Source organism: Peribacillus faecalis (assembly GCF_014712675.1).
Taxonomy (GTDB): Bacteria; Bacillota; Bacilli; order Bacillales; family DSM-1321; genus Bacillus_AD; species Bacillus_AD faecalis.
Window position 1 is genome coordinate 1 of the sequence record NZ_JACXSI010000039.1, and the last position, 21,117, is coordinate 21,117.

The 21,117-nt window shown below is 39.3% G+C and carries 25 protein-coding genes and 1 pseudogene; 16 read left to right on the plus strand and 10 right to left on the minus strand.

The genetic code is table 11. The annotated features are described in order from the left end of the window. Positions 1-28: 28 nt before the first annotated feature. Entirely contained in the window at positions 29-523 is a 495-nt protein-coding gene (locus tag IEO70_RS14730) for a MarR family transcriptional regulator (RefSeq protein ID WP_190999139.1), read from the minus strand. A 265-nt stretch (positions 524-788) separates the two neighbouring features. Between IEO70_RS14730 and IEO70_RS14735 the strand changes: the two genes are divergently transcribed. Beyond that, positions 789-1,382: a biotin transporter BioY gene (locus tag IEO70_RS14735; RefSeq protein WP_190999140.1), complete on the plus strand. Its 594-nt coding sequence runs from the start codon at positions 789-791 to the stop codon at positions 1,380-1,382. Positions 1,383-1,566: 184 nt separating this feature from the next. After that, on the plus strand, positions 1,567-2,355 hold the full coding sequence (locus IEO70_RS14740) for an AIM24 family protein (RefSeq protein WP_190999141.1): 789 nt from the start codon (positions 1,567-1,569) through the stop codon (positions 2,353-2,355). Positions 2,356-2,612: 257 nt separating this feature from the next. Here IEO70_RS14740 and IEO70_RS14745 read toward each other — a convergent pair whose 3' ends face one another. From IEO70_RS14745 to IEO70_RS14755, 3 genes are all read right to left on the minus strand, one after another. Next, entirely contained in the window at positions 2,613-3,656 is a 1,044-nt protein-coding gene (locus IEO70_RS14745; RefSeq protein WP_456238511.1) for a M42 family metallopeptidase, read from the minus strand. A 496-nt stretch (positions 3,657-4,152) separates the two neighbouring features. Beyond that, positions 4,153-5,055: an SDR family oxidoreductase gene (locus tag IEO70_RS14750; RefSeq protein WP_190999143.1), complete on the minus strand. Its 903-nt coding sequence runs from the start codon at positions 5,053-5,055 to the stop codon at positions 4,153-4,155. Positions 5,056-5,237: 182 nt separating this feature from the next. Then, positions 5,238-6,389 carry a YhgE/Pip domain-containing protein gene (locus tag IEO70_RS14755; RefSeq protein ID WP_190999144.1) on the minus strand — a complete coding sequence of 384 codons (1,152 nt, stop codon included), beginning with the start codon at positions 6,387-6,389 and terminating at the stop codon, positions 5,238-5,240. 131 nt (positions 6,390-6,520) lie between these two features. On the opposite strand from IEO70_RS14755, the gene IEO70_RS14760 reads away from it, so the two are divergent. The 3 genes from IEO70_RS14760 (at position 6,521) to IEO70_RS14770 (ending at position 8,414) form a co-directional block, all read left to right on the plus strand. Further along, a complete protein-coding gene (locus IEO70_RS14760; RefSeq protein WP_190999145.1) occupies positions 6,521-7,105 on the plus strand; it encodes a TetR/AcrR family transcriptional regulator in 585 nt (194 codons plus the stop codon). Positions 7,106-7,141: 36 nt separating this feature from the next. Continuing rightward, the gene (locus IEO70_RS14765; protein WP_235973618.1) at positions 7,142-7,438 is read left to right on the plus strand and encodes a hypothetical protein; all 297 of its coding nucleotides are present in this window, start codon (positions 7,142-7,144) and stop codon (positions 7,436-7,438) included. A gap of 199 nt (positions 7,439-7,637) precedes the next feature. After that, positions 7,638-8,414: a class I SAM-dependent methyltransferase gene (locus tag IEO70_RS14770; protein WP_190999146.1), complete on the plus strand. Its 777-nt coding sequence runs from the start codon at positions 7,638-7,640 to the stop codon at positions 8,412-8,414. 170 nt (positions 8,415-8,584) lie between these two features. On the opposite strand, the gene IEO70_RS14775 is transcribed toward IEO70_RS14770, so the two are convergent. Together IEO70_RS14775 and IEO70_RS14780 are read right to left on the minus strand one after the other, a co-directional pair. Further along, a complete protein-coding gene (locus tag IEO70_RS14775) occupies positions 8,585-8,797 on the minus strand; it encodes a helix-turn-helix domain-containing protein (RefSeq protein ID WP_190999147.1) in 213 nt (70 codons plus the stop codon). Positions 8,798-8,810: 13 nt separating this feature from the next. Then, positions 8,811-9,338: a DUF2975 domain-containing protein gene (locus IEO70_RS14780; protein WP_190999148.1), complete on the minus strand. Its 528-nt coding sequence runs from the start codon at positions 9,336-9,338 to the stop codon at positions 8,811-8,813. Between the two features lie 276 nt (positions 9,339-9,614). On the opposite strand from IEO70_RS14780, the gene IEO70_RS14785 reads away from it, so the two are divergent. Further along, positions 9,615-10,067 carry a MarR family winged helix-turn-helix transcriptional regulator gene (locus IEO70_RS14785; protein WP_190999169.1) on the plus strand — a complete coding sequence of 151 codons (453 nt, stop codon included), beginning with the start codon at positions 9,615-9,617 and terminating at the stop codon, positions 10,065-10,067. A 358-nt stretch (positions 10,068-10,425) separates the two neighbouring features. After that, entirely contained in the window at positions 10,426-11,241 is an 816-nt protein-coding gene (locus IEO70_RS14790) for a ZIP family metal transporter (protein ID WP_190999170.1), read from the plus strand. Between the two features lie 64 nt (positions 11,242-11,305). Here IEO70_RS14790 and IEO70_RS14795 read toward each other — a convergent pair whose 3' ends face one another. Continuing rightward, positions 11,306-12,223 (minus strand): DMT family transporter, encoded by a 918-nt coding sequence (locus IEO70_RS14795; protein ID WP_190999149.1) that lies wholly within the window; start codon positions 12,221-12,223, stop codon positions 11,306-11,308. Between the two features lie 447 nt (positions 12,224-12,670). Here IEO70_RS14795 and IEO70_RS14800 point away from each other — a divergent pair, with 447 nt between their 5' ends. Further along, a complete protein-coding gene (locus IEO70_RS14800; RefSeq protein WP_190999150.1) occupies positions 12,671-12,994 on the plus strand; it encodes a hypothetical protein in 324 nt (107 codons plus the stop codon). Between the two features lie 306 nt (positions 12,995-13,300). Then, positions 13,301-14,668 carry an SH3 domain-containing protein gene (locus IEO70_RS20375; protein WP_190999151.1) on the plus strand — a complete coding sequence of 456 codons (1,368 nt, stop codon included), beginning with the start codon at positions 13,301-13,303 and terminating at the stop codon, positions 14,666-14,668. A gap of 422 nt (positions 14,669-15,090) precedes the next feature. Here IEO70_RS20375 and IEO70_RS14810 read toward each other — a convergent pair whose 3' ends face one another. Continuing rightward, on the minus strand, positions 15,091-15,240 hold the full coding sequence (locus IEO70_RS14810) for a hypothetical protein (protein WP_190999152.1): 150 nt from the start codon (positions 15,238-15,240) through the stop codon (positions 15,091-15,093). A gap of 99 nt (positions 15,241-15,339) precedes the next feature. Between IEO70_RS14810 and IEO70_RS14815 the strand changes: the two genes are divergently transcribed. Next, positions 15,340-15,909, plus strand: a complete 570-nt coding sequence (locus IEO70_RS14815; RefSeq protein WP_190999153.1) for a hypothetical protein — start codon at positions 15,340-15,342, stop codon at positions 15,907-15,909. 58 nt (positions 15,910-15,967) lie between these two features. Here IEO70_RS14815 and IEO70_RS14820 read toward each other — a convergent pair whose 3' ends face one another. Continuing rightward, positions 15,968-16,402: a GNAT family N-acetyltransferase gene (locus IEO70_RS14820; RefSeq protein WP_190999154.1), complete on the minus strand. Its 435-nt coding sequence runs from the start codon at positions 16,400-16,402 to the stop codon at positions 15,968-15,970. Positions 16,403-16,953: 551 nt separating this feature from the next. Between IEO70_RS14820 and IEO70_RS14825 the strand changes: the two genes are divergently transcribed. The 6 genes and pseudogenes from IEO70_RS14825 (at position 16,954) to IEO70_RS14850 (ending at position 20,375) form a co-directional block, all read left to right on the plus strand. Next, positions 16,954-17,427, plus strand: a complete 474-nt coding sequence (locus IEO70_RS14825; RefSeq protein ID WP_190999155.1) for a DUF2975 domain-containing protein — start codon at positions 16,954-16,956, stop codon at positions 17,425-17,427. 11 nt (positions 17,428-17,438) lie between these two features. Beyond that, positions 17,439-17,654 (plus strand): helix-turn-helix domain-containing protein, encoded by a 216-nt coding sequence (locus IEO70_RS14830; RefSeq protein WP_190999156.1) that lies wholly within the window; start codon positions 17,439-17,441, stop codon positions 17,652-17,654. Then, positions 17,651-18,169 carry a hypothetical protein gene (locus IEO70_RS14835; RefSeq protein ID WP_190999157.1) on the plus strand — a complete coding sequence of 173 codons (519 nt, stop codon included), beginning with the start codon at positions 17,651-17,653 and terminating at the stop codon, positions 18,167-18,169. The genes IEO70_RS14830 and IEO70_RS14835 overlap by 4 nt, the downstream gene beginning before the upstream one ends. Before the next feature lie 167 nt (positions 18,170-18,336). After that, positions 18,337-18,741 (plus strand): annotated as a pseudogene (locus tag IEO70_RS14840) (zinc-binding dehydrogenase); the annotation flags it as partial. Positions 18,742-18,851: 110 nt separating this feature from the next. Further along, the gene (locus IEO70_RS14845; RefSeq protein ID WP_190999158.1) at positions 18,852-19,637 is read left to right on the plus strand and encodes a GNAT family N-acetyltransferase; all 786 of its coding nucleotides are present in this window, start codon (positions 18,852-18,854) and stop codon (positions 19,635-19,637) included. A 30-nt stretch (positions 19,638-19,667) separates the two neighbouring features. Beyond that, the gene (locus IEO70_RS14850; RefSeq protein WP_190999159.1) at positions 19,668-20,375 is read left to right on the plus strand and encodes a DNA alkylation repair protein; all 708 of its coding nucleotides are present in this window, start codon (positions 19,668-19,670) and stop codon (positions 20,373-20,375) included. A 41-nt stretch (positions 20,376-20,416) separates the two neighbouring features. Here IEO70_RS14850 and IEO70_RS14855 read toward each other — a convergent pair whose 3' ends face one another. Next, complete coding sequence (locus tag IEO70_RS14855) at positions 20,417-21,109, minus strand: S-layer homology domain-containing protein (protein ID WP_190999160.1); 693 nt, start codon at positions 21,107-21,109, stop codon at positions 20,417-20,419. Between the last annotated feature and the right edge of the window lie 8 nt (positions 21,110-21,117).

Genomic DNA, 21,117 nt, shown 5'->3' on the forward strand with positions numbered 1-21,117 from the left:
AGTGAAAGTAGTACACATGGCGAACCATTCAGTAGCCCTTTAGGGTTTGGTCAGTAACAAAGGCTTTCAGCCGCAGAGCAAACCACCCGTTGTCACGGGTGGTTTTGACTTCTTTTGTTAAACATTGTTTAAGGGCTTCGTCCCAAGTGTGAACTTTCTTAAACACTTCTTCCTTAATGTCCAATGCCTTTTTTGTAATAAACACTTTATAATAGCGTTTATCTTTTTCATCGCGAATTCGATAAACTAGGTTCTCTTCTTCTAATTTTTTAATCGCTCTCGTAATGGTTGCTTTGTCTACTAAAAGCTGCTTTGCCAGCTCTTCTTGGCTAATGCCGTCCTGCTGGTATAGCCGTAAAAGGGATGGAAATTGACCGGAGCCGATTCCGAATTCCTGAAGTTCTTTAGAAATTATTGAAGAACCTTTGCAATGTATTTTTGCAATATAACGTCCCATTTCTTCGGTGTGGTTGTTATTCAAATTATCTGCCCTACCTTTCATGGGGAATTTATTAGTTGACAACGCAACTATTTTTTATCAAACATTATATTAGTATAATGATAGTTAGTTGATAGCGCAACTATTATTTTGAGTAAAATTTCTCAACCATAAAAACCAAGATGGAGACCTTGGCTCTAGCGTTTTTCTATAAGGGATTAATGCTTATTTCCTTTCCTAGAAAGTATATATGTAAACTTTAATTTATTTCGGTTGACATATAAAAATATTTATTTTATATTTTATGTTAACTTAATTAATTAATAAGTTTACATATTGGGAGGATATCATGGAAACAGTATCAAGTACAAAAACATCTTGGAGAACAATTGATTTAGTGTATAGCGGTTTATTCGCATCATTAATGATGGTTGGTGCCAATATTACTTCTTTTGCACCATTTTTAACAGTTGGTGGTGTGCCGATTACACTTCAAACTTTTTTTGCGGTGTTGGCAGGATTAGTTTTAGGTAAAAAGAAAGGAGCAATAGCTTGTGCCGTATATATCCTGATTGGACTGGCAGGTGCCCCTGTATTTGCGAAATTCAGCGGTGGATTTTCAATGATTCTGGCACCGACTTTCGGCTTTATAATTACATTTGTTTTAATTGCGTATATTGCAGGTTGGATTGTTGAAAAATTTCAGACCCGAACAGCTTATATTGCCGCAGCTTTATTAGCGACCTTTTTAAATTATGTACTAGGAACAAACTGGATGTATGCAGCCTATACATTGTGGGCCGGTGCTCTGGAAGGGTTTACTTATGGAATGGCGTGGCTATGGATGATTCCTCCGATGCCAAAGGACTTTTTATTAGCAATCTTTGCAGGAATATTTGCATACCGACTTCAAAAAACTTTGAAAATACTACCGGTTAAATAGGGGGACATAAACAATGTATAGCACCGTCGCGAAAGAGATAAGCACGTTGTTTCCTTGCTTGATGGCATACATTTTTAACAAGGCAACCTTACATGAACTGTGATCCGACAGACCCGTTTAATAAAGAAAGGCAACGGGAATTATAAAACATAAAATTAAATGGTCTTATGAGGAGGTATCATTTATGATTGAGATTAAAAATTTTTTAGACAACGACGATATTGAGATTATCGAAAGTGGGGGACCATTTACAACTTTTGAGTATAAAAGAGATTTAAGTGTCACGCCAGATAATGCAATGACAGCATATTTTGCAGCTCAAATGAATGTAAGAAAACGTCAGGTTGCATGTGACCTTTCAAAAGGCAATGTAACGATCCAAGCAGGAACGATGCAGTGGATGGCAGGAAACGTAAATGCCACAACAGGTATTAAAGGTGTAGGTGATTTTATCGGAAAGGCAATCCGAAGCAGAGTTACAAATGAAACCACTATCAAACCGGAGTATACAGGAGATGGGACTCTTGTACTTGAGCCTACTTATAAATATCTTCTTTTGTTAGATGTTGCTGAATGGGGAGGATCAGTAGTGTTAGATGATGGATTGTTCTACGCCTGTGAGTCCACATTAAAACAAAAAGCAGTAATGCGTTCTACGCTTTCTTCAGCAGCAGCAGGCGGAGAAGGGCTGTTTAATTTGTCATTAAACGGAAGCGGCTTTTGCTGTCTGGAATCTGAGGTTCCAAAAGAGGAACTGATCGAAGTTGCATTAAATGATGATGTTCTTAAAATTGATGGAAACCTTGCAATCGCATGGTCATCAACACTTAAGTTTACTGTAGAGAGATCAGGAAAGTCTTTAATTGGCTCTGCAGCATCAGGCGAAGGTCTTGTCAATGTATATCGCGGAACAGGTAAGGTATTAATGGCTCCTGTTCAGAGCGTTGGGCCAATTGTTAATTCACAGGTGTAGGTATTGTTTTATATTGGAAAGACCAATTGTCCACTGACAATTGGTCTTTATCTTCTATTAAGAATGGATAAAATTTTTGAACTTAGATAGCTGTCTAACCTTACACCTGCCATGCTTGGTCCTAAGCCATCCACTCTGTGAAACCAAGAGCGGGTTTCACGGCGCAACTGTCTTAGTCCTCCCGCATTGCTCCTTTTTCAACGAGGTGAATCTAAGTAGCATAATCATGTTGAAAAAGGACCGGTGACGGTTTTTCTTTATTTTCTCGTAATGTACAAGTAAATCAATTTAATTGTATTTTCTAATGCTTCATAATGTGTGCGTTCCATTCCGTGTGAAGCGTGTACACCGGGTCCGATTAGGGCGCCCTTAATGTTGTTGCCGCCTCGCAGTGCAGCGCTTGTATCTGAACCGTACATCGGATAAATATCAACCGCATATTGCAGATTGTTTTCTCTTGCCAATTCGATAAAAGTTGACGTCATTTCGTAATCATAAGGACCGCTTGAATCTTTGGCGCAAATGGAAACGTCATATTCTGTGCAGCTTAAGTCATCACCGATGCAGCCCATATCAACAGAAATATATTCGGTAATGTCAGCTGGGATATAAGATGAACCGTGACCAACCTCTTCATAATTGGAAATGACAATTTTCACCGGATAAGCGGGTACGATTGATTCCTGCTTCATGATTTCAAGAAGCGCCAATAAGCATGCCACACTTCCTTTATCATCGATGAAACGAGATTTCAAAAATCCGCTTTCTGTTACAGTTGTTTTCGGATCGATAAAAATAAAATCGCCGACCCCGATGCCAAGTTTCAAAACATCTTCCTTCGTTTTTACCTTTTCATCAAGACGAACTTCCATGAACTGCGGTTCGCGTTTTTTCGATTTGCTGTCTTCAAATACATGTACCGACGGGCTCGTGCTTAATATTGTACCGCTGTAAGTTCTTCCATCTCTTGTACGAACAAAAACATATTCGCCATCCCAAGTCGGAACAAGAGGACCACCTAGAAGCGTGAATTTTAACGTACCGTGAGCTGTGATTGAACGAACCATCGCACCCAATGTATCAACATGGGCAGAAAGACCGATTACTTTCCCTTCGTTAGCACCAGGAATAGAAATGATGCCTCCACCTTTTAATGTACGCTCAAATTGATAACCAGTTTGTTGTACGAACTGTTCAATCGAATCCATAATATCGTGGCAATAGCCAGTAGGACTATGCTGCTCTAGTAAATCAGTCGCGATTTGAAGCACGCGTTCTTTATGTATTGTAATCAATGAAATTACCTCCCTTTTATGCTCTTACTCTAGCTTACTCCAATTTTTTGTGGAAGAAAAGGAGAGTGTTTCTGCGTGCGCTAATCTGTATTTGAGTGAGGAAACAGATCGAATTGAAGAGTAAATTGAACGAAAAGCCAGCCGTTTTTGTAGTTTTTGTATATGATTTGCTAGTTTACTAGTATTTTTGACGTGAAATTATGCGTTTGTGGGAGAAAAAAGAGCGCGTGAAGATAAAATAGAGCGGGAACAAAAAATATAGAGCGCGAACGAGGGAAGATAGAGCGGCAAATGAAATTATAGAGCGCGAAAAAGGGAAGATAGAGCGGGAAAGAAAAATATAGAGCGCGAATGAGAGAAGATAGAGCGGCACCGAATTTATAGAGCGCGAGCAGGGCGGATAGAGCGCCAACGAAAAATATAGAGCGACGGAGAATGCCATCGTATTAAAAGGCAATGAGTTAGTCATTGCCTTGAATTATACTTGCGCACCTTGAAACCGTCAGATCATCGTTCCGCCATTTGGATGCATGATTTGCCCTGTCATATAGCTTGAATCGTCGGAAGCCAGAAAGACAAAGGACGTTGCGACTTCAAATGGTTGACCTGCTCTCTTCAGAGGAACTTTGGCAGTGTCTGCTCCAAATGTTTGAACTTGTTCGGCTGAGAAGGAGGATGGAATGAGTGGGGTCCAAATAGGTCCGGGAGCAACACCGTTGACCCGGATTCCATTGCCGGCGAGCGATAAAGAAAGGGATCGAGTAAAAGTAAGTATGGCTCCTTTCGTGGCGGAATAATCAATCAACTCTTTATTTCCTTCAAAAGCAGTGACAGAGGTTGTGTTAATGATTGAGCTGCCACTTTTCAGGTGCGGCAGAACAGCTTTAGTCATGAAAAAGTAGGCATATATATTTGTGCGAAAGGTTCGATTTAATTGTTCGGCTGTAATATGTAAAATACTTTGTTGGACATATTGAACAGCATGATTGTTTACAAGGATGTCTACCTTACCAAACTGATTAAGCGCTTGTTGGACAACTCTAGCCGACATTTGCTCATCTTGCAGATCACCAGGAACCAATATGCATCTTCGACCTAGCTGCTCGACTCTCTTCTTCGTATCTTCTGCATCACTATGCTCATTCAGATAGGCAATGACAAGATCAGCCCCTTCTTTTGCAAATGCATATGCCACGGCACGACCTATGCCGCTGTCTCCACCTGTTATGATAGCCACTTTATTTTCTAACTTGCGGCTTCCTTGATAATAAGGATTTTCCGAGATAGGTCTTGGTACCATGATTGATTCCAAACCAGGATGTTGATTTTGATGCTGGGCAGGAAAAGTAAGCGGGATTTCCTCCACTTTACTTTTTTTACCGATATACTCATAAACCGGATACATTTGAAAGCACCTCTCATATTAGAAGAATTTGATCATCGACTATAGGTATACCTCATTTTCATTCATTTTATGAGTATGACATCCGACGGGAAAATATAGATTGTCCTTGATAAAAGTGAAAAGGGTATCCCGGAGTGAGTGGGATACCCTATTTTGCTTGAATACTTGATAGTAATATGACTTTATTTAGCCTTCGCTTTTGAAGGGCGCACCGGTTTGAAAATAGACAGAATGTACATCACTAAACCGCCGATACCGATTCCTAGGATTGTATTAAAGGACCCGCCAGTATAGAAGCCGCTGCCGAAGTAGAAGATTTCACGTAAGCCTTCAGAAGCGAATCGGATAGGAACCCAAGGGCGAATGAAGTTCACGAAGAAATCAGGAAGCATTTCTTTTGGCGTCATTAATACACCCATACCTAGCAGCATCACGACCATGAATAATGTAATCGCCGGTTTGCCGATCCATGAAGTGACACCTGATACTAATAAGAAGAAACAGAATGCTGCAAACGATACGAACGAGCCGACTAAGAAGTAGCTTGGCATATTGATGCCGGCGATTAAGCCGAGTGTCGCAACGGTAAAGCCTGAGAATAGGGCAATGATTACTCCGAATAAAGCTTGCCCGCCCATGATTCTTAATGTATCTTTGCGTGTCGGCAGTTCTTTCTTATAGATGTTGGACGTTGTTAAAAATAAGATGAAACCACCGATTAATGCACCTACCCAAGCCGGCACAGCCATTAAAGTTGGAGCAACGCCGTTTGCTGTAGATTCTGTAATAGGATTAAACACTTTTTCTTCCGAAACGATTGGTTTCACAAGCACAGCTGCTTTGTCGGCATCAATTTTCTGATCGCCCATTTGCGCGACAAAGTTTGCTGAATATTGGTCGCTCATTTGTGTAATTAGACCGTTTAAAGCAGTCTTTGCAACGTTTGCACCAGTTATGTTGTAGCCTTGGTTAATATATACCTGTAAAGTGGATGGAGTGTTATCGTTCATTGCGTTTTCCAATGACTCATTGTAGCCTTCAGGTATTACTAATGCTGCATAATACTCTTTATCGTCAAATAACTCTTTAATATCCTCTTCTTTTTCAGTTGTAACAGCCAGCATCGGTTCTTCGCCGTCTTGGCCTTTACTCATTTGTTCAATGGCTGCTGTGACAGCGTCTACGTGCGCCCCTTGATCGTTGACAATAAGCGCAACCGGCAATTCCCGTACTTTTGGATTACCTTGGGCAAATAAGTTCACCGAGAATAGAGCAATAATTAAGATCACGGCGATAGGAGCAGCCCACGCTAATTTTTCTTTAAATAGTCTCAATCTATTTCATCCCCTCTTAAATTTCAACATGTTGTTCAGTTTGTATAATTATTTTATAATCGAGGGATAGACCAAAGCAATGAACAAAATGAACAATGTGTTCAATTTTCGAAAAAAAGGTGATTTTTTTTATGGGTATTTACGAGGAAAAAAATCGAAAAACGAAACAACTGATTCAAACGTCATTCTTGAAGATTTTAGAGAAAAAGCCGTTTGAAACAATTACGGTAGGGGACATTACGAAAACAGCAAAAATTAATCGCGGCACATTTTATCTGCACTTTCAAGATAAGTTTGATTTGCTCGATCAAATCGAGCTGCAATTGTTCAGGGACTTAGGCAATCATATTGATGAACTGCAATCCCGCTATTCATCCATGCAAACATTTGAAAAAGGGCAGGAGCAACTGGCGGCTTCTCTTTTCAGCTCGATTAAAATGCATGCGCCATTGTTGAAAATCTTTTTAAGCAATCGCGGAAGAGCCGGTTTTCACCTACGATTCAGAGATGCCTTCACTGAAAAGGTGCGCGTCAATTTAGAGAAAAATGATAGCATCCACACAAACTTAAAGGCCCCGATGGAATACTATTTATCGTTCATCACATCCGCTTTTTTAGGGGTGATTGAACAATGGGTACGAAATGATTTGGACAAGACTCCTGAAGAAATGACATCTTTGTATATTGAGATTATTTCTTTTATTCAGAAGAGGTGACCTCGACTATTTCTCTCGAATTTAGGAAAGCTAATTTTGAGGTTGAGTACTTTAATACCTGAGACGTATGGAAATGGAGTAGAAGAGTATCCTGGCATTTATACGAAATGGAATGTAGTGGGGGCCAAACCTTTTCCGAATACAGTCGACCATAAGGATGAAGAAGACTATTTTGATATGGCGAAGACCTTTTGCGTTAAAGAGATAGCGGAGAAATCGTGGCTTGTACAAATTGATTTTCCGAAAGCGCCAGGAGCTGCCTTAGCTCAAGGGCAACTATTTTTGGCTAAAAGTAAGGATAAAGGTTGGTTTGTTTGGTTCCGATATCATTAAGGCTTTTAGTAAACTTTGAAGGATAAATAAAAGAGGAAAATCAAGAACAATCTTTATTAGATACTACTACTAATTCACAGCCTGTAAATATACCGTTCAAATTATGCACAGGTAGATTTGCTTCCAAAAAAGAGTTAACAAAGAATCGTTTATTTCCTATATAATTATAAAATAAGATTAGACTATTAAAGGATGTCAGATGAACGTGAAACCTAAAGCTAAATATCAAACATGGATCCGAATTTACAAACTGCTTCTTTTTCTTGTGATTTCGGTCATTCTTTTTTTGGTAACATTATTGCCTGTTAATTTATATATACGGTTTTTATCAGGGATTTTAGCGTTGCCTTTTATTTATATAACTTTTATGCTTTCTTATTCAATCTACCAATTTTCCTCGTTTTGGGGGAATTATCAGTCAAAAATACATGATTTAATTGTTGACAATGTTAATGAGGGTGGAAAAGGAAAAATACTAGATATAGGAACAGGTAGTGGTTCACTAATTATTAAACTAGCAAAGACTTTTCCTGAATCCATTTTGACTGGAATTGATTATTGGGGTGGCAATTGGGAATATTCAAAAGCTCAATGCCAACAAAATGCTGAAATAGAAGGGGTCTCTGATCAAATTGTTTTTCTGAAAGCAAGTGCTGCGGAACTCCCCTTTAATGATAATGAATTTGATATAATTGTAAGTTGTTTAACATTTCATGAAGTCAAAGATAGCGAAAATAAAACTGAAGTTATTAAAGAGGCATTAAGAGTGTTAAAACCTGGTGGTAAATTTGTTTTCTTAGATTTATTTATGGATAAAAAAATATTCGGAGATGAAAAAGAGCTCTTAAATGTCTTAAGAAAACTTGGTGTATCTGAATTGAATGCTGACAAACTTGCTAATGAAATGAAATTACCGAAACTCTTATTGCACAAAAAAGTATTAGGAAATGCAATGATTTTGAGTGGAAGGAAATAAAATGTACTCGACTGATTTAATAACACTGTAAATAAGAAAAGAGAAACCGTCAGAGAATCTTTTAATTTCCTCTGACGGTTTTTGTGTTAATTGTCTATCTAATAAGGGTGCTAATTGATATGTCAAAAGCTCTGTTAATAGACGTTTTCTCCTCCAAAACAATTGGTTTGTTATAGGCCAGTTTTTTCTTCATATTCGAGTATATCACCAGGCTGACAATTTAATGTCTGGCAGATTTTTTCTAATGTGTCAAAGCGAATACCACGCGCTTTACCTGTTTTTAGTATTGATAAGTTAGCTTGAGTAATTCCGATTTTTTCTGCTAACACTTTTGAAGAAATTTTTCTTTCAAGCATTACGCGATCTAGATTAACTTTTATCATTAGGAGCTCCCACTTAAATTACGTTGTTGGAATCATCTTGTAAAGATATTCCGTATTTAAAAACCACATAAAGCGTATAAACGATGGCTAATAGAAGAATATTTCCTAATAAACCTGGGCTAGAATCTGAAAAAACAGTACTGACATTGTAAGCGTGTAGTTTTGCAAAGAAAAGCTGACTAATGAATTGCAAAATGGTAAAGCTAGTAATCGCAATTAAGATTAGTTTAAGGTACGTAAGATTTTGGGGAACAAAGAAGTCTTGTACATAAATATTACCGATCATTTTACGTAGAGCATACATAATGATAAACAAACAAGCAATGATTGTTAGCGCGACTAAGCAAGATAGTACTAAAGACCACACTGATGGGTTGTTTAGTTCTACATACTGTAGTAATTGTTTTTTGACTCCTTCAGGAACTAACAATACAGCTCCAGTCGCAAATATTAGCATTAATCCGGCAAACGCACAGAAAAATTGAGCAATTAGAGACGTAATTGATAAAAACTTCAAAACAGTTTGGGTGAAAAGATTCACTAGATACCCTCCTTCATCCATTTCCAATAATTTACATTTATTGTAAAACAATAAAGGGTTATTGTCAAACAATTATTGGAAATGTAGGTATGTTTAAGATTGAAGCAAAATTCTTTGTTGAGGAGACAGCCAAATAAGCTGTCTCTTTTTTATTAAGCCATTAGCAACAATCTTTACGAACAGATTCTAGCCCCAATAGATTTGTTTTATTGCAAATACAACATTTTTACGATAAATTTTACTATATATTATATTTGGACTAAGAAGGGATATATGATGACAGACATTTTGCGAGAGATTGGCATGATAGCAAGAGCTTTGGACTCAATCAGCAATATTGAATTTAAGGAAGTTGACTTGACGAAGGGCCAATATTTGTACGTCGTGCGAGTTTGCGAAAATCCGGGCATCATTCAGGAGAAGCTGGCGGAGATGATCAAAGTTGATCGTACTACCGCCAATCGCGCTATTAAAAAACTGGAATTGAACGGATTTGTTGAAAAGAAAGACGATGAACAAAATAAGAAAATAAAAAAGCTGTATCCGACCGAAAAAGGGAAGCAAGTGTATCCGTTTATTAAACGGGAAAACGATCATTCTAACCGCGTTGCCCTAGACGGATTATCGGAGACAGAAGCAGAAACAATCCTTAACCTTCTTCAGCGTGTCAGGAAAAATGTCGAGAAGGACTGGGAATATGTGAAAAAAGGGAACAAGAGAACATACTGATTGGAGGAGCATCATGAGTATCACAATAAGGGCATGTACGTCGGATGATTTACATAGGTTACAGGAAATCAGCATCGAAACATTTACCGCCACTTTTGGCAATGATAATGAAGCGGAGCATTTGAATGCTTAATGAGGAGCAAGTCGATTATATTATGGTGAAAAGTTTATAAATGAATTGATGAAGGCTGTTTCTTTTATTGAGAGGCAGCCTTTTCTTATTCAGGAATAGTTAAACAAAACATGTAGAGTATAAAGTATAAATATACAATTGATTCGTATTTACTTAGTTCCAAAAGTTTTTTATTGGGTAAATATTTATGTAACATTAATTGGCTGGATAAAAGGAGTATGTCATATGGTCAGTTTTTTTCAACAATTCAATCCTATAACACAAGCCTTTTTTGCCACTTTATTTACATGGGCCATGACTGCACTTGGGGCTACACTTGTTTTTGCGACAAAAACAATAAATCAGCGATTATTGGATAGTATGTTAGGCTTTGCCGGCGGTGTCATGATTGCAGCGAGTTATTGGTCTCTGCTGGGTCCGGCTATCGAAATGTCAGAGAACAATGCTATAGGCGCCTGGTTTCCGGCAGCATTTGGTTTTTTATTAGGCGGGGTTTTTTTATGGGGAATTGATAAGATTCTGCCTCATCTTCATCCGAATACACCTATTAGTGAAGCGGAAGGCATTCATCCTAAAGAAAGAAAAAGAAGTACGCTATTGGTTCTTGCCATCACCCTTCACAATATTCCGGAAGGGCTAGCTGTCGGGATTGCTTTCGGAGCACTTGCAAATGGAGGGACGGAAGCATCTTTAGCGGGGGCTCTGACGCTTGCTATTGGAATAGGGATACAAAACTTTCCAGAAGGTGTGGCGGTATCGATGCCCTTAAGGGGTGAAGGGATGTCTCGCAGAAAAAGCTTTTTCTATGGACAATTTTCAGGGATGGTAGAACCTGTCGCCGCCGTCATTGGTGCTATCGCAGTCTCATTTATTGAACCTTTACTACCTTATGCTTTGAGCTTTGCGGCCGGAGCAATGATATTTGTTGTAGCAGAAGAAGTAATTCCAAGCTCGCAAGAAAAAGGCAATAAGGATTTGGCTTGTATAAGTTTAATGATAGGCTTTACTTTAATGATGATTCTCGATGTGGCATTAGGTTAATAATATCCGGGCAAACAGAAAAAAGTGAAACGGAGCCGATCCATTTCACTTTTTTTATTAATTGTTAATTAAGACTGTGCCCGTCATTTTTAATAAATTGCGTCGCGCTTTGCTCATTTCTAATTACGAGCAAAACGCCTAAGAAAATGAAGACAGCGCCAATCCAAAATGTCGAGCTGAGCGTTTCACCGAGAAGCAGCCAGCCGAGCAAGGCGCCGACTAGCGGCTGGAAGAAAAAGAAGATGCCGCCACTCGAAGCATTAAGCATTTGCAATCCGCGATTCCAAAGCAAGAACGCAAGTGAAGTTGAAATTATGCCGAGATACAAGATACCAGCCCAGATTTTAGGCTCCGCAAATGCGTTCCAATCAATTGCCGGCAAACGTGGTATTACAATCGGCGTCAGTACAACGAAAGCAATTAAAGCGGAATATGCAGTCACAACAATTTGTGAATAATCTGCAGGTATCTTTTTCACAAGAACAGACATTAACGCCCACGTCAAAGCTGCCACCGTCAGCGAAATCCCGCCAAGCATATTGGAGAAGTCGAGTGTATCAACCCCGACGATAATCACTACGCCTAGAGTAGCTAACCCTACTGAAACCGACTTTTTAAATGTGAGATTTTCCTTCAAAATAAGGCTTGCAAACAGCACCATAAAAGCAGGTGTTGTAGCTGTTATGATCGCGCCCATCTGCGCGGTCGACAACATTGTGCCTGTTTCTTGCGTCACAATCGAAATAACATAGCCGATTACCGCAATCGCCAGAATAAGACGGATATGCTGCAGCTTTATCCGCCAATTTTGTTTCGTCAAAAATCCGATAATCCCCAGTGTTACAAGTGCAACTAAATAGCGCATCCACACTAGCTCTAAAGGCGGTATAACCGAGACGACCGTTTTGACGACAACATACATGCCGCCCCATATGCTTGATGCAATAATTAAATATAAAGATCCAATCCATGTGTTTTTCACTAATTTACCCTCCATTTTCATTTAGGCTGAATGAGCCCGCAGACAGGAGAGTGTTCTCTCCGTTACGGGCAGGAGAGTAAAGCCGGCACATCATTTTCCATTAAAGGTGCTAATAACATACGTTCACCCCTTTTCCGGTATTTTAATTAACTTTTGAAATATCATGTTCGACGGTAATATTCCATTGATGGTCGTTTTTAATTATTAATGCAACCATTAGATCATCGGCCCTTTTCACTTTATGTAGGGTATCTTTTTTGCTCATATTTTCAATGGGGGAGTATAGCTTGTTGTAGTAAATGAATGCGCTGATACATAAAAATATGACTCCGAATGTTATCTGTATTTTTTTTACAAATAATCCCCTAATCACAAATAGAATATTCGATAAATATCCTTCAATACCTCTATAAAACGTAAAATTAAACAATTAGGGGTGTTTCGAAAGTGGAAATTCAAACTGGAAGCGGAATGCTTTTACTGCCATCAATACCAATCATGATTGGTATAGCTATCATTATTATCTTATTAGTCCGATGGAGCAAGCAGCTGGAGACGCGCCGGTACAACATTTTCTTTCATTTTTTAATCAGTACAATCACGACACCGGTTTTTTCAGCAAGCAGAGAGGATGGGGTATTTCAGCTATGGCTGCCGCTAGGTTTCATCATCGTTTGCCTGCACTTGTTCCGCGGCAAAAGCTATCATCCGGCTAAATTGAAGGCGAGTTTGTTAGGATTGAGCATAGCGTTGTATAAATTGTTTTTTTGAAAAACTACGTTCGATAATTAAATAATGGAACGACCGGTACCGGACTGCTATGTAGCAGTCCTTATTATTTTTCTTGAGTTGAATTGTAATTTACCATAATGGCTAAACACACTCAAATATAATATTAATATAATGAAACTTTATAAAAATACCATATTATATACATATTTTTATATATTATTGTTATTTCGAAATATCTATAATAAAATTTCATTGTGATTCTATTAATAATTATAAATGCGCATAAACAAGGTAAAACCTCCTTTGTTTATGGACAAAATTCAGAGAAAGGAAACGTAAGTGGAAGTGAAAACTCAAAGAATTAATGTTTTAATAGCTATCATTTTATTAATCAATGGCTTTCTAATATTTAATGTGCCAAACACTTCAATTGCAGCAACAGTTAATACTGTAAATGAAACTGCATACAATGCCAAAGGTACAATCATTTGTGCTGCCGGATTAAATGTACGGAAGTCTCCCGACACTGCAGCAGCCATAATCGGCGGTGTGTCTAAAAATACTGTCGTTACTATTGCGGGCCAAGCCGGCAGTTTTTATAAGATTAAGTTCGGGAACGGCTACGGATATATCTCCAACGATAGCAGATATATTAAAATTCAATCTACGGCAACAAATTCTACTGTAAGCGAAACTGCATATAATGCCAAAGGTACAATTATTTGTGCTTCCGGATTGAATGTACGGAAGTCTCCCAGCACTTCAGCAGCCAGAATCGGCGGTGTGTCTAACAATACTGTCGTGACAATTGTGGGCCAAGCCGGCAGTTTTTATAAGATTAAGTTCGGAAACGGCTACGGATATATCTCCAACGATAGCAGATATATTAAAATTCAATCTACGGCAACAAATTCTACTGTAAGCGAAACTGCATATAATGCCAAAGGTACAATTATTTGTGCTTCCGGATTGAATGTACGGAAATCTCCCAGCACTTCAGCAGCCAGAATTGGCGGTGTGTCTAACAATACTGTCGTGACAATTGTGGGCCAAGCCGGAAGTTTCTATAAGATTAAGTTCGGGAACGACTACGGATATATCTCCAACGATAGTAAATATATTAAAATCCAAACATCTAACTCTAAGCCTGCTATGACAGAACAAGAAGTTTTCCGAGAGGCGCTTGCATTCACATTGAAGTGGGAAGGTGGATATGTTAATCATAAGTATGACCTTGGTGGCGCAACTAACAAAGGAATCACTCAACGTACATATAATAAATACCGTGACCAAATCAATAAGCCACGGCAAAGCGTTAAATATATTAGCAATTCAGAAGTAGAGGCCATTTATTATGAATATTATTGGAAACCTGTCAAAGCTAATAGAATGGAGCGTACACTGGCAATTGTCATGTTTGATACGGCAGTTAATCTGGGTGTGAATGGAAGTACTAAAGATGGAGGAGCAATTAAGCATCTGCAAAAGGCGTTGAATGTAACAGCAACTGGTTATTGGGGATACATAACTGAGAATGCTTTCTCCAAGATTTTGAAAAATGACCATTACTCATTAGCCTTAAAAGTAAATAAACATACTCAAGATTATCGATATGAACGGGTTAAGCAAGATCCAACCCAAAAAGTTTTTCTGCAAGGCTGGTTAAATCGGGATAAAGCTTTACATAATTACATAACAAAAATTGGACGTTGATATAAGAAGTCTCTTTTAAGGTTCAATTTAAAAGGAACTGGTCTAAAAATATAATAAATATAAAAGCCTTCCATTGAAAAACAGGTATTGAATGCCTAGTGAATCAATGTGGAGGTGTTTTTTTGTGGTAACAAGAGTGAAATCTTTTAAAAAGAAACCTTCAGCGAAGTTCATACGTCTAAATTTCTAGGGGGATGAAGTTGAGAAATATATTGATTATGAGTTTGTCCGTGATTTTGCTTCTGTTAGGCTGTACACATATGGGTAGGTGAAAAAGGAGAAAGAAGTGCATTGATGAAAGCGGAAGATACGCATACGATTTGTTCGGTTTCGAAAGATAAGACGGACCATTTGATTGATTTGTTGGAGGGGACATTTGATTAAGAAATGGGGAGAAAGCGACAAAGTCGCCGTCTCCATCGTCAGTCGCGCATCGCCCCTGCTTCGCGGGAAGTCATTGCTCCTTCGCCGGCTGCTATATCCTTTTTGATCTGCTGCTTCACTTTTTGCGGGTCTGTTCCGGCGAAGTTCGGATTCATGATGGATTTTGAAGTTGGTTTATTTTGTTGCATAAAGGGGTCCTCCATTCGTGATTGATGAACTTATTATTGGTAAAGTTCCGCTTTATAGGTAAGTTAAATTATGGTAAGTTTATCGGGAGGGGGGATGTTATGTACAGCAGTTACGAAAAAAAGCATATTTTTATGGTCATGGCTTTTGGAATAGCACTTATGATACCAGTACTATTATTATTTTTGCCAGCAACAATTGCGGATGTATTATTTTATAATCGCGCTAACTGGATCATTTATTTACCATTTGAAGTGTATCTTACTTATGGAGTTGGCTTAGCATTATGGTTTCTTTCCAGTCTGCTTCTTTGGTTATTGAACTTAAATAAATGGAGTTTCCTATTTACGGGTATTGCGGTTATATGCAGCGGAGCGCTTTTTTATTTTGCTTCACAAACATACGTAATTATTAAGGCCGAATCGATTGCTGTTAAACCTCTTTTTCAGAGTGAGGAAAAAGTGTACACATGGAATGAGGTAGAGAAACTCGTCTATTATGAGGTGTCGCCAGAAGAAAAGGGGAACTCTATCATTCACTTACAATTAGCCGACGATGAAGTAATAGAATTAAGCGAGAATGGCTATGTTGCCTCTATTAAGTCAGCGATATTCGATAAAGTGAGAGGGCTTGAAAAGGAAGTAGTGTATACAAATCGTTATGAAAAATAGGTTCAATAAAAGACCAATCATGTGGCGATTGGTCTTTTTGTTATGGGCTTGGCATTAATTATTCGATGTTCTTCTTCATTAATACATGCGGAATGCCGTCTTCAATAAAGACTTCAGAAGCTGTGTGGTATCCGTATTTTCGGTAAAATTCTTCAGCATGCGTTTGGCCGTGCAATTTCACTTCAGAGACTCCCAGTTCTTTTGCGATATCCTCTAATCCTTCAATAATCACTTTTCCAAGACCAAATTTGCGGAATGGCTTTAAGATACAAATTCTCTCAAGCTTGCCGACACCCTCAACAAAGCGAATTCTGCCGGTACCGACTGGCTTCTCATCATAATGGACAAGAATATGGTGACAGTGACCGTCAAGTTGATCGTATTCATCCAGTTCATCCTCAAGCGGTACGCCTTGCTCGTCCACGAATACGGCAATTCTTATGTTAAATGCAGTCTGTAAATCTTCTTCTGTCGCAATTCGTCTTACTGTCATTGGCTTCAGTCCTTTCTAGATTAGTATATCGATTTGTAGATTTGCTGTAAATGCAACAATAATGGGGGTTACGACAGTAGCCGGCTACGACTGGAAATTGCTTTGAAACGTAAGAAATTGAACGAAGAGCCAGCCAATATTGAGAGGAAATGCATGGAAGTTGAATAAATTGTGCTAGTTTACTAGTGTTTTAGCTAAAAAATAGAAAAGAAAGAACGTGAACCCGACAAGATAGAGCGCGAAAAAGAATTATAGAGCGCCAAGGCCGGAAGATAGAGCGCGAGAAAAAATTATAGAGCGCGAAGCCCGGAAGATAGAGCGCGAGAAAAAATTATAGAGCGCGAAGCCCGGAAGATAGAGCGCGAGAAAAAATTATAGAGCGCGAACCACCAGAATAGAGCTCGAGAAGGTATTATTGAGCTTCTATGGCAGTGATAGAGCGCCAACGAACAGCTGAGTAATTCATGTGATTAATTATCAATAAATATTTATCGAAAAACAATAAACCTTGTGCTACACTGAATCTATAATGATGTAAGTGAGGTGCTTTTATGAAACGGGAAACGCTCTTTTTGAAGGCTGCAGTTCTTCTGCTTGGACTTCCGGTTCTTGCTTTCAGTGTGGTGGCATTGCCGATGCTAATGAATAATCCGGTAAATCCGGCGTATGCTCATATGCTTTATCCGATGGTGCTTATTTTGTATATAACAGTGATTCCATATTTTATTGCGTTGTATCAGGCGTTCCAGCTTCTGAACTATATTGACAAGAATCAGGCTTTTTCTGAAGTCTCAGTAAAGGCGCTAAATAAAATTAAGTACTGTGCTATTACTATTAGTGCACTGTACATAGTCATGCTGCCATTCACTTTTTTTGTGGCGGACCAAGATGACGCCCCAGGTTTAATCCTGTTTGGACTATTCCCGATTTTTGCTTCAATGGTCATTGCAATTTTTGCCGCAGTGCTGCAAAAGTTGTTGAACAATGCCATTCAAATTAAATCCGAAAATGATTTAACGATCTGAGGTGAACTTTCATGGCGATTATAGTAAATATTGATGTGATGCTGGCAAAGAGAAAAATGAGTGTGACGGAGCTTTCAGAGCGGGTCGGCATCACAATGGCGAACCTCTCAATCTTGAAAAATGGAAAAGCGAAAGCCATCCGGTTCTCGACATTGGAGGCTATTTGCAAAGCCCTGGATTGTCAGCCGGGCGATATTTTGGAATACAGAGATGAGGATGAATCATGACATTATTTCTTTTTGTCGGAATTCTTGCTGTCGGGGTGATCATCCTTTGCAAAGGGCCAATCATAAGCCTTTGCCCGGAAGACAGCAGATTAGGGCAGATGCTAACAAATACCGGCTGGTTCCGAAGTTACTGGCTGTCCGGAGTTTTCTTATTCAGCATGAATGCTATGCTGTTTTGCACAAGCATTCTTCTGCTGTTCATCCGCCTTCCGTTCATCCATTTGCTGATTATGCTTTTAGCGGTCATCGCCAGCATCTTTTTATGGGCGACGATCAATAAAGTATGGCAAGGCACGAGGCGAAATCGTTTGAAAATGTCGGCAATCGGCAGCAGTTTTTATCTGCTTTTTAGCTTAGTATTTAGCTATATGCTTGTGACGCTGGAACCTGCTTATCCGGGCGAGGATCTTTTCATGAAGGGAATCGGTCTGCTAGTCGCTATAATAGTGACAATGGTTGCGTTTGTGACTTGTTTCGTTTTTACAGGATTTTCGAAAGGGAGATCAGATAAATAGTTTTTAAGACACTCCTGTTTCAGGGGTGTTTTTTGCTGGGATTAATTTAGAAAATGTTTGATTGCGCATGGAAACGTCTAAAGTTTAATGATGGTAATTTATGAATAACCGTTGACTGATTGGTGAGGAGGAATTTCTCATGGCTACTGAAACTATGAAAGCATTAATTGTCTTGCTTATTGACTGCTCAATTCTATTCACCAAGTAAGATTATCATGGTTGACTTGGATGACAACCGATTAGAACAATCTATGAAATTCGGTGCTACTGACACTGTTAATTCTAAAGATGCCGAAGCAGCCATCAAACAAATTTACGATTTGACTGACGGACGAGGCGTCGACTTGGCCATTGAAGCAGTCGGCTATCCTGCAACTTTTGATTTATGTCAAAAAATAATCAACCCTGGCGGACGTATCGCTAACGTTGGTGTACACGGTGTTCCAGTTGAATTACAATTGCAAGACCTATGGATTAAAAACATCACCATTACTACTGGTTTAGTCAGCACCAATACATTGCCATTGTTATTGAAAACAGTCGGCTCCGGTAAAATCAAACCAGAAGACATACGTTTGAATTAATCCTAGTAACGGGCTCATTTTTCTCATCTCTTTGCTTTTAGTTTAATTGTAATATGGGATGCTGGTGTTGTTTACTGAACATTTGGTGGCGGAAGTATTTGGGTTGTTGGTCAGAGAGCATAGTGAACGAAAGGCCGGTTACTTTGGCGTGTGCTCTTGGAACAGTAAGCATGCAAATAAAAGTGGCATTTCGTTCAATAACGGTTACACTGTTCTGTGTCGGACGAATTATTCGTGAAAGTGGAAGAATTAATTCGAAAAGCGGAAGAATTCTCGTAAAGGCGGATGAATTAATGCCAAAAGTGGAGGAATACCTATCCTGGCAACGGCCCCATTTTAACAGAAAGCAGGTGCAGCAAATGAGAAACATTCAAATACATGAAGAAACAGAAGCCAATTATGCCGAAATTCCCGATTTTGTCGGGCAAGCCTTCAAGACAGCACGAGTAACTGGGGGTGAGGAGCGGGATATGGTTGTCCGGATACATAAAAGTGACCGGTTTATTCCAGAACTGTCGCTAGTAGCTGAAACTAACGGCGAACTCGTCGGCTATATTATGCTGAGCAAGACGAAAGTGACGAGTGGCAATCACGTTCATGAAGCGCTTCTGCTTGGTCCGGTGTGCACGAAGGTGGAAATGCGCAATCATGGCCTCGGACGAGAACTAATCAAAAAATCGCTTATAATAGCAAAAAATATGGGCTTTACATCTGTCTTTCTTGCCGGTGACCGCCATTATTATTCGCGCTTCGGATTTGTGCCGGCATCAAAATACGGAATCAAATGCCAGTACGATATTCCGGCTGAGCTACTCGATAACATTATGGCGCTTGAACTTTTTCCGGGTGCGCTTGCCGGAGTAAGCGGTGTTGTTGAGCTGTGATATAATTATTAAAAAAAGGATGTGCATGCAGTGAATGCAGAAACAGTAATGCAGGAGCTTGAAGCGCTCGGAAAAGAACGAACGAAAAAAACTTATATATCGAATGGTGCGCATGAACCGGTTTTCGGTGTAGCGACAGGTGCGATGAAGCCAATCGCTAAGAAAATTAAAATCAATCAAGCGTTAGCGGAAGAACTGTATGCGACAGGGAACTATGACGCGATGTACTTTGCCGGTATTATTTCTGATTCGAGTGCGATGTCAAAAGCAGATTTTAACCGTTGGATTAATAATGCTTATTTCTACATGCTTTCCGACTATGTCGTAGCGGTAACGTTGGCGGAAGCGGATATTGCACAGGAAGTGGCTGATGAATGGATTGCAAGCGGGGAAGAACTGAAGATGTCTGCAGGCTGGAGCTGTTATTGCTGGCTGTTAGGCAATCGTAAGGACTCTGAATTTTCCAAAGGCAAACTTGCTGTCATGTTGGAAGTTGTGAAACAGACTATTCATGATGCACCGGTGCGGACAAAGATTTCAATGAATAATTTTCTGTACACAGTAGGGATTTCTTATGTGCCGCTTCATGAAAAGGCAGTTGAAACGGCGAAGGCAGTCGGTCCGATCGAAATCAAAAAGGACAATAAAAAAAGCAGTTTCTTAAATGCCTATGAGAGCATTCAAAAGGATGTCGATAAAGGCCGTCTCGGCTTTAAACGCAAGTATGTACGATGCTAAATATGAGTCCGCTACAAAGCCGGACTCATATTAACTCTTGATTATTGATTCAACTCTTCAAGGTCTAATCCCTCAGAAAAGTACTCCTTATATTCTTCATTTGTTAAATTTTCTTCATCGTAGTATTCGCTTATGATGAAAAATATGGCTCTTGTGATAAAAGCTGCAAATTCACCGCGTTTTACCGATTGATTCGGTTTGTATGTGCCATCAGGATACCCCTCTGTAATGCCGGCATAATAAATTAGGCCGATATAAGGATAAGCGGCCGAGTTCGGCGATACATCAGGGAAGCTTACTTCTGCAGATTCAGTTAAACCGAACGCGCGCGCGATGAGAATTGCCATTTGTCCTCTGGATACCGGCTCATTCGGTCTGAATGTCCCATCCGGATATCCTTGGATGATTCCATAATCCGCCGCTTCTTGAATATAGCCCGAAGCTACTGAAGATTTAGATACATCCCGGAAGATAGTCTTCCTTTGCTCTCCATTTAAGTCAAAAGTACGTCCAATCATAATTGCTGCTTGTGCCCTGGTCACCGCTTGACCGGGTCTGAAAGTGCCGTCTTCAAAGCCGCTAATGATCCCGAGTTCGACTAAAAACTGAATTTCTTCATAAAAAGTATGAGATGGAGGCACATCTCGGAAAGAGGTTTGGGCTTGAGCAATTGGTGCTAATGAAAGCACTAGTACCAAGCTCACTACTAATAGTAAAGTCTTTTTCAATTTCAAAATAATCC

Bases quoted from the DNA above. Each gene is read 5' to 3' on its own strand.
- IEO70_RS14830 (WP_190999156.1), top strand. From the start codon at position 17,439: ATGGCGATTATAGTAAATATTGATGTGATGCTGGCAAAGAGAAAAATG.
- IEO70_RS14815 (WP_190999153.1), top strand. From the start codon at position 15,340: ATGTACAGCAGTTACGAAAAAAAGCATATTTTTATGGTCATGGCTTTT.
- IEO70_RS14820 (WP_190999154.1), bottom strand. From the start codon at position 16,402: ATGACAGTAAGACGAATTGCGACAGAAGAAGATTTACAGACTGCATTT.
- IEO70_RS14750 (WP_190999143.1), bottom strand. From the start codon at position 5,055: ATGTATCCGGTTTATGAGTATATCGGTAAAAAAAGTAAAGTGGAGGAA.
- IEO70_RS14770 (WP_190999146.1), top strand. From the start codon at position 7,638: ATGAACGTGAAACCTAAAGCTAAATATCAAACATGGATCCGAATTTAC.
- IEO70_RS14775 (WP_190999147.1), bottom strand. From the start codon at position 8,797: ATGATAAAAGTTAATCTAGATCGCGTAATGCTTGAAAGAAAAATTTCT.
- IEO70_RS14790 (WP_190999170.1), top strand. From the start codon at position 10,426: ATGGTCAGTTTTTTTCAACAATTCAATCCTATAACACAAGCCTTTTTT.
- IEO70_RS14740 (WP_190999141.1), top strand. From the start codon at position 1,567: ATGATTGAGATTAAAAATTTTTTAGACAACGACGATATTGAGATTATC.
- IEO70_RS14735 (WP_190999140.1), top strand. From the start codon at position 789: ATGGAAACAGTATCAAGTACAAAAACATCTTGGAGAACAATTGATTTA.
- IEO70_RS14825 (WP_190999155.1), top strand. From the start codon at position 16,954: ATGAAACGGGAAACGCTCTTTTTGAAGGCTGCAGTTCTTCTGCTTGGA.
- IEO70_RS14810 (WP_190999152.1), bottom strand. From the start codon at position 15,240: ATGCAACAAAATAAACCAACTTCAAAATCCATCATGAATCCGAACTTC.
- IEO70_RS14835 (WP_190999157.1), top strand. From the start codon at position 17,651: ATGACATTATTTCTTTTTGTCGGAATTCTTGCTGTCGGGGTGATCATC.
- IEO70_RS14785 (WP_190999169.1), top strand. From the start codon at position 9,615: ATGACAGACATTTTGCGAGAGATTGGCATGATAGCAAGAGCTTTGGAC.
- IEO70_RS14760 (WP_190999145.1), top strand. From the start codon at position 6,521: ATGGGTATTTACGAGGAAAAAAATCGAAAAACGAAACAACTGATTCAA.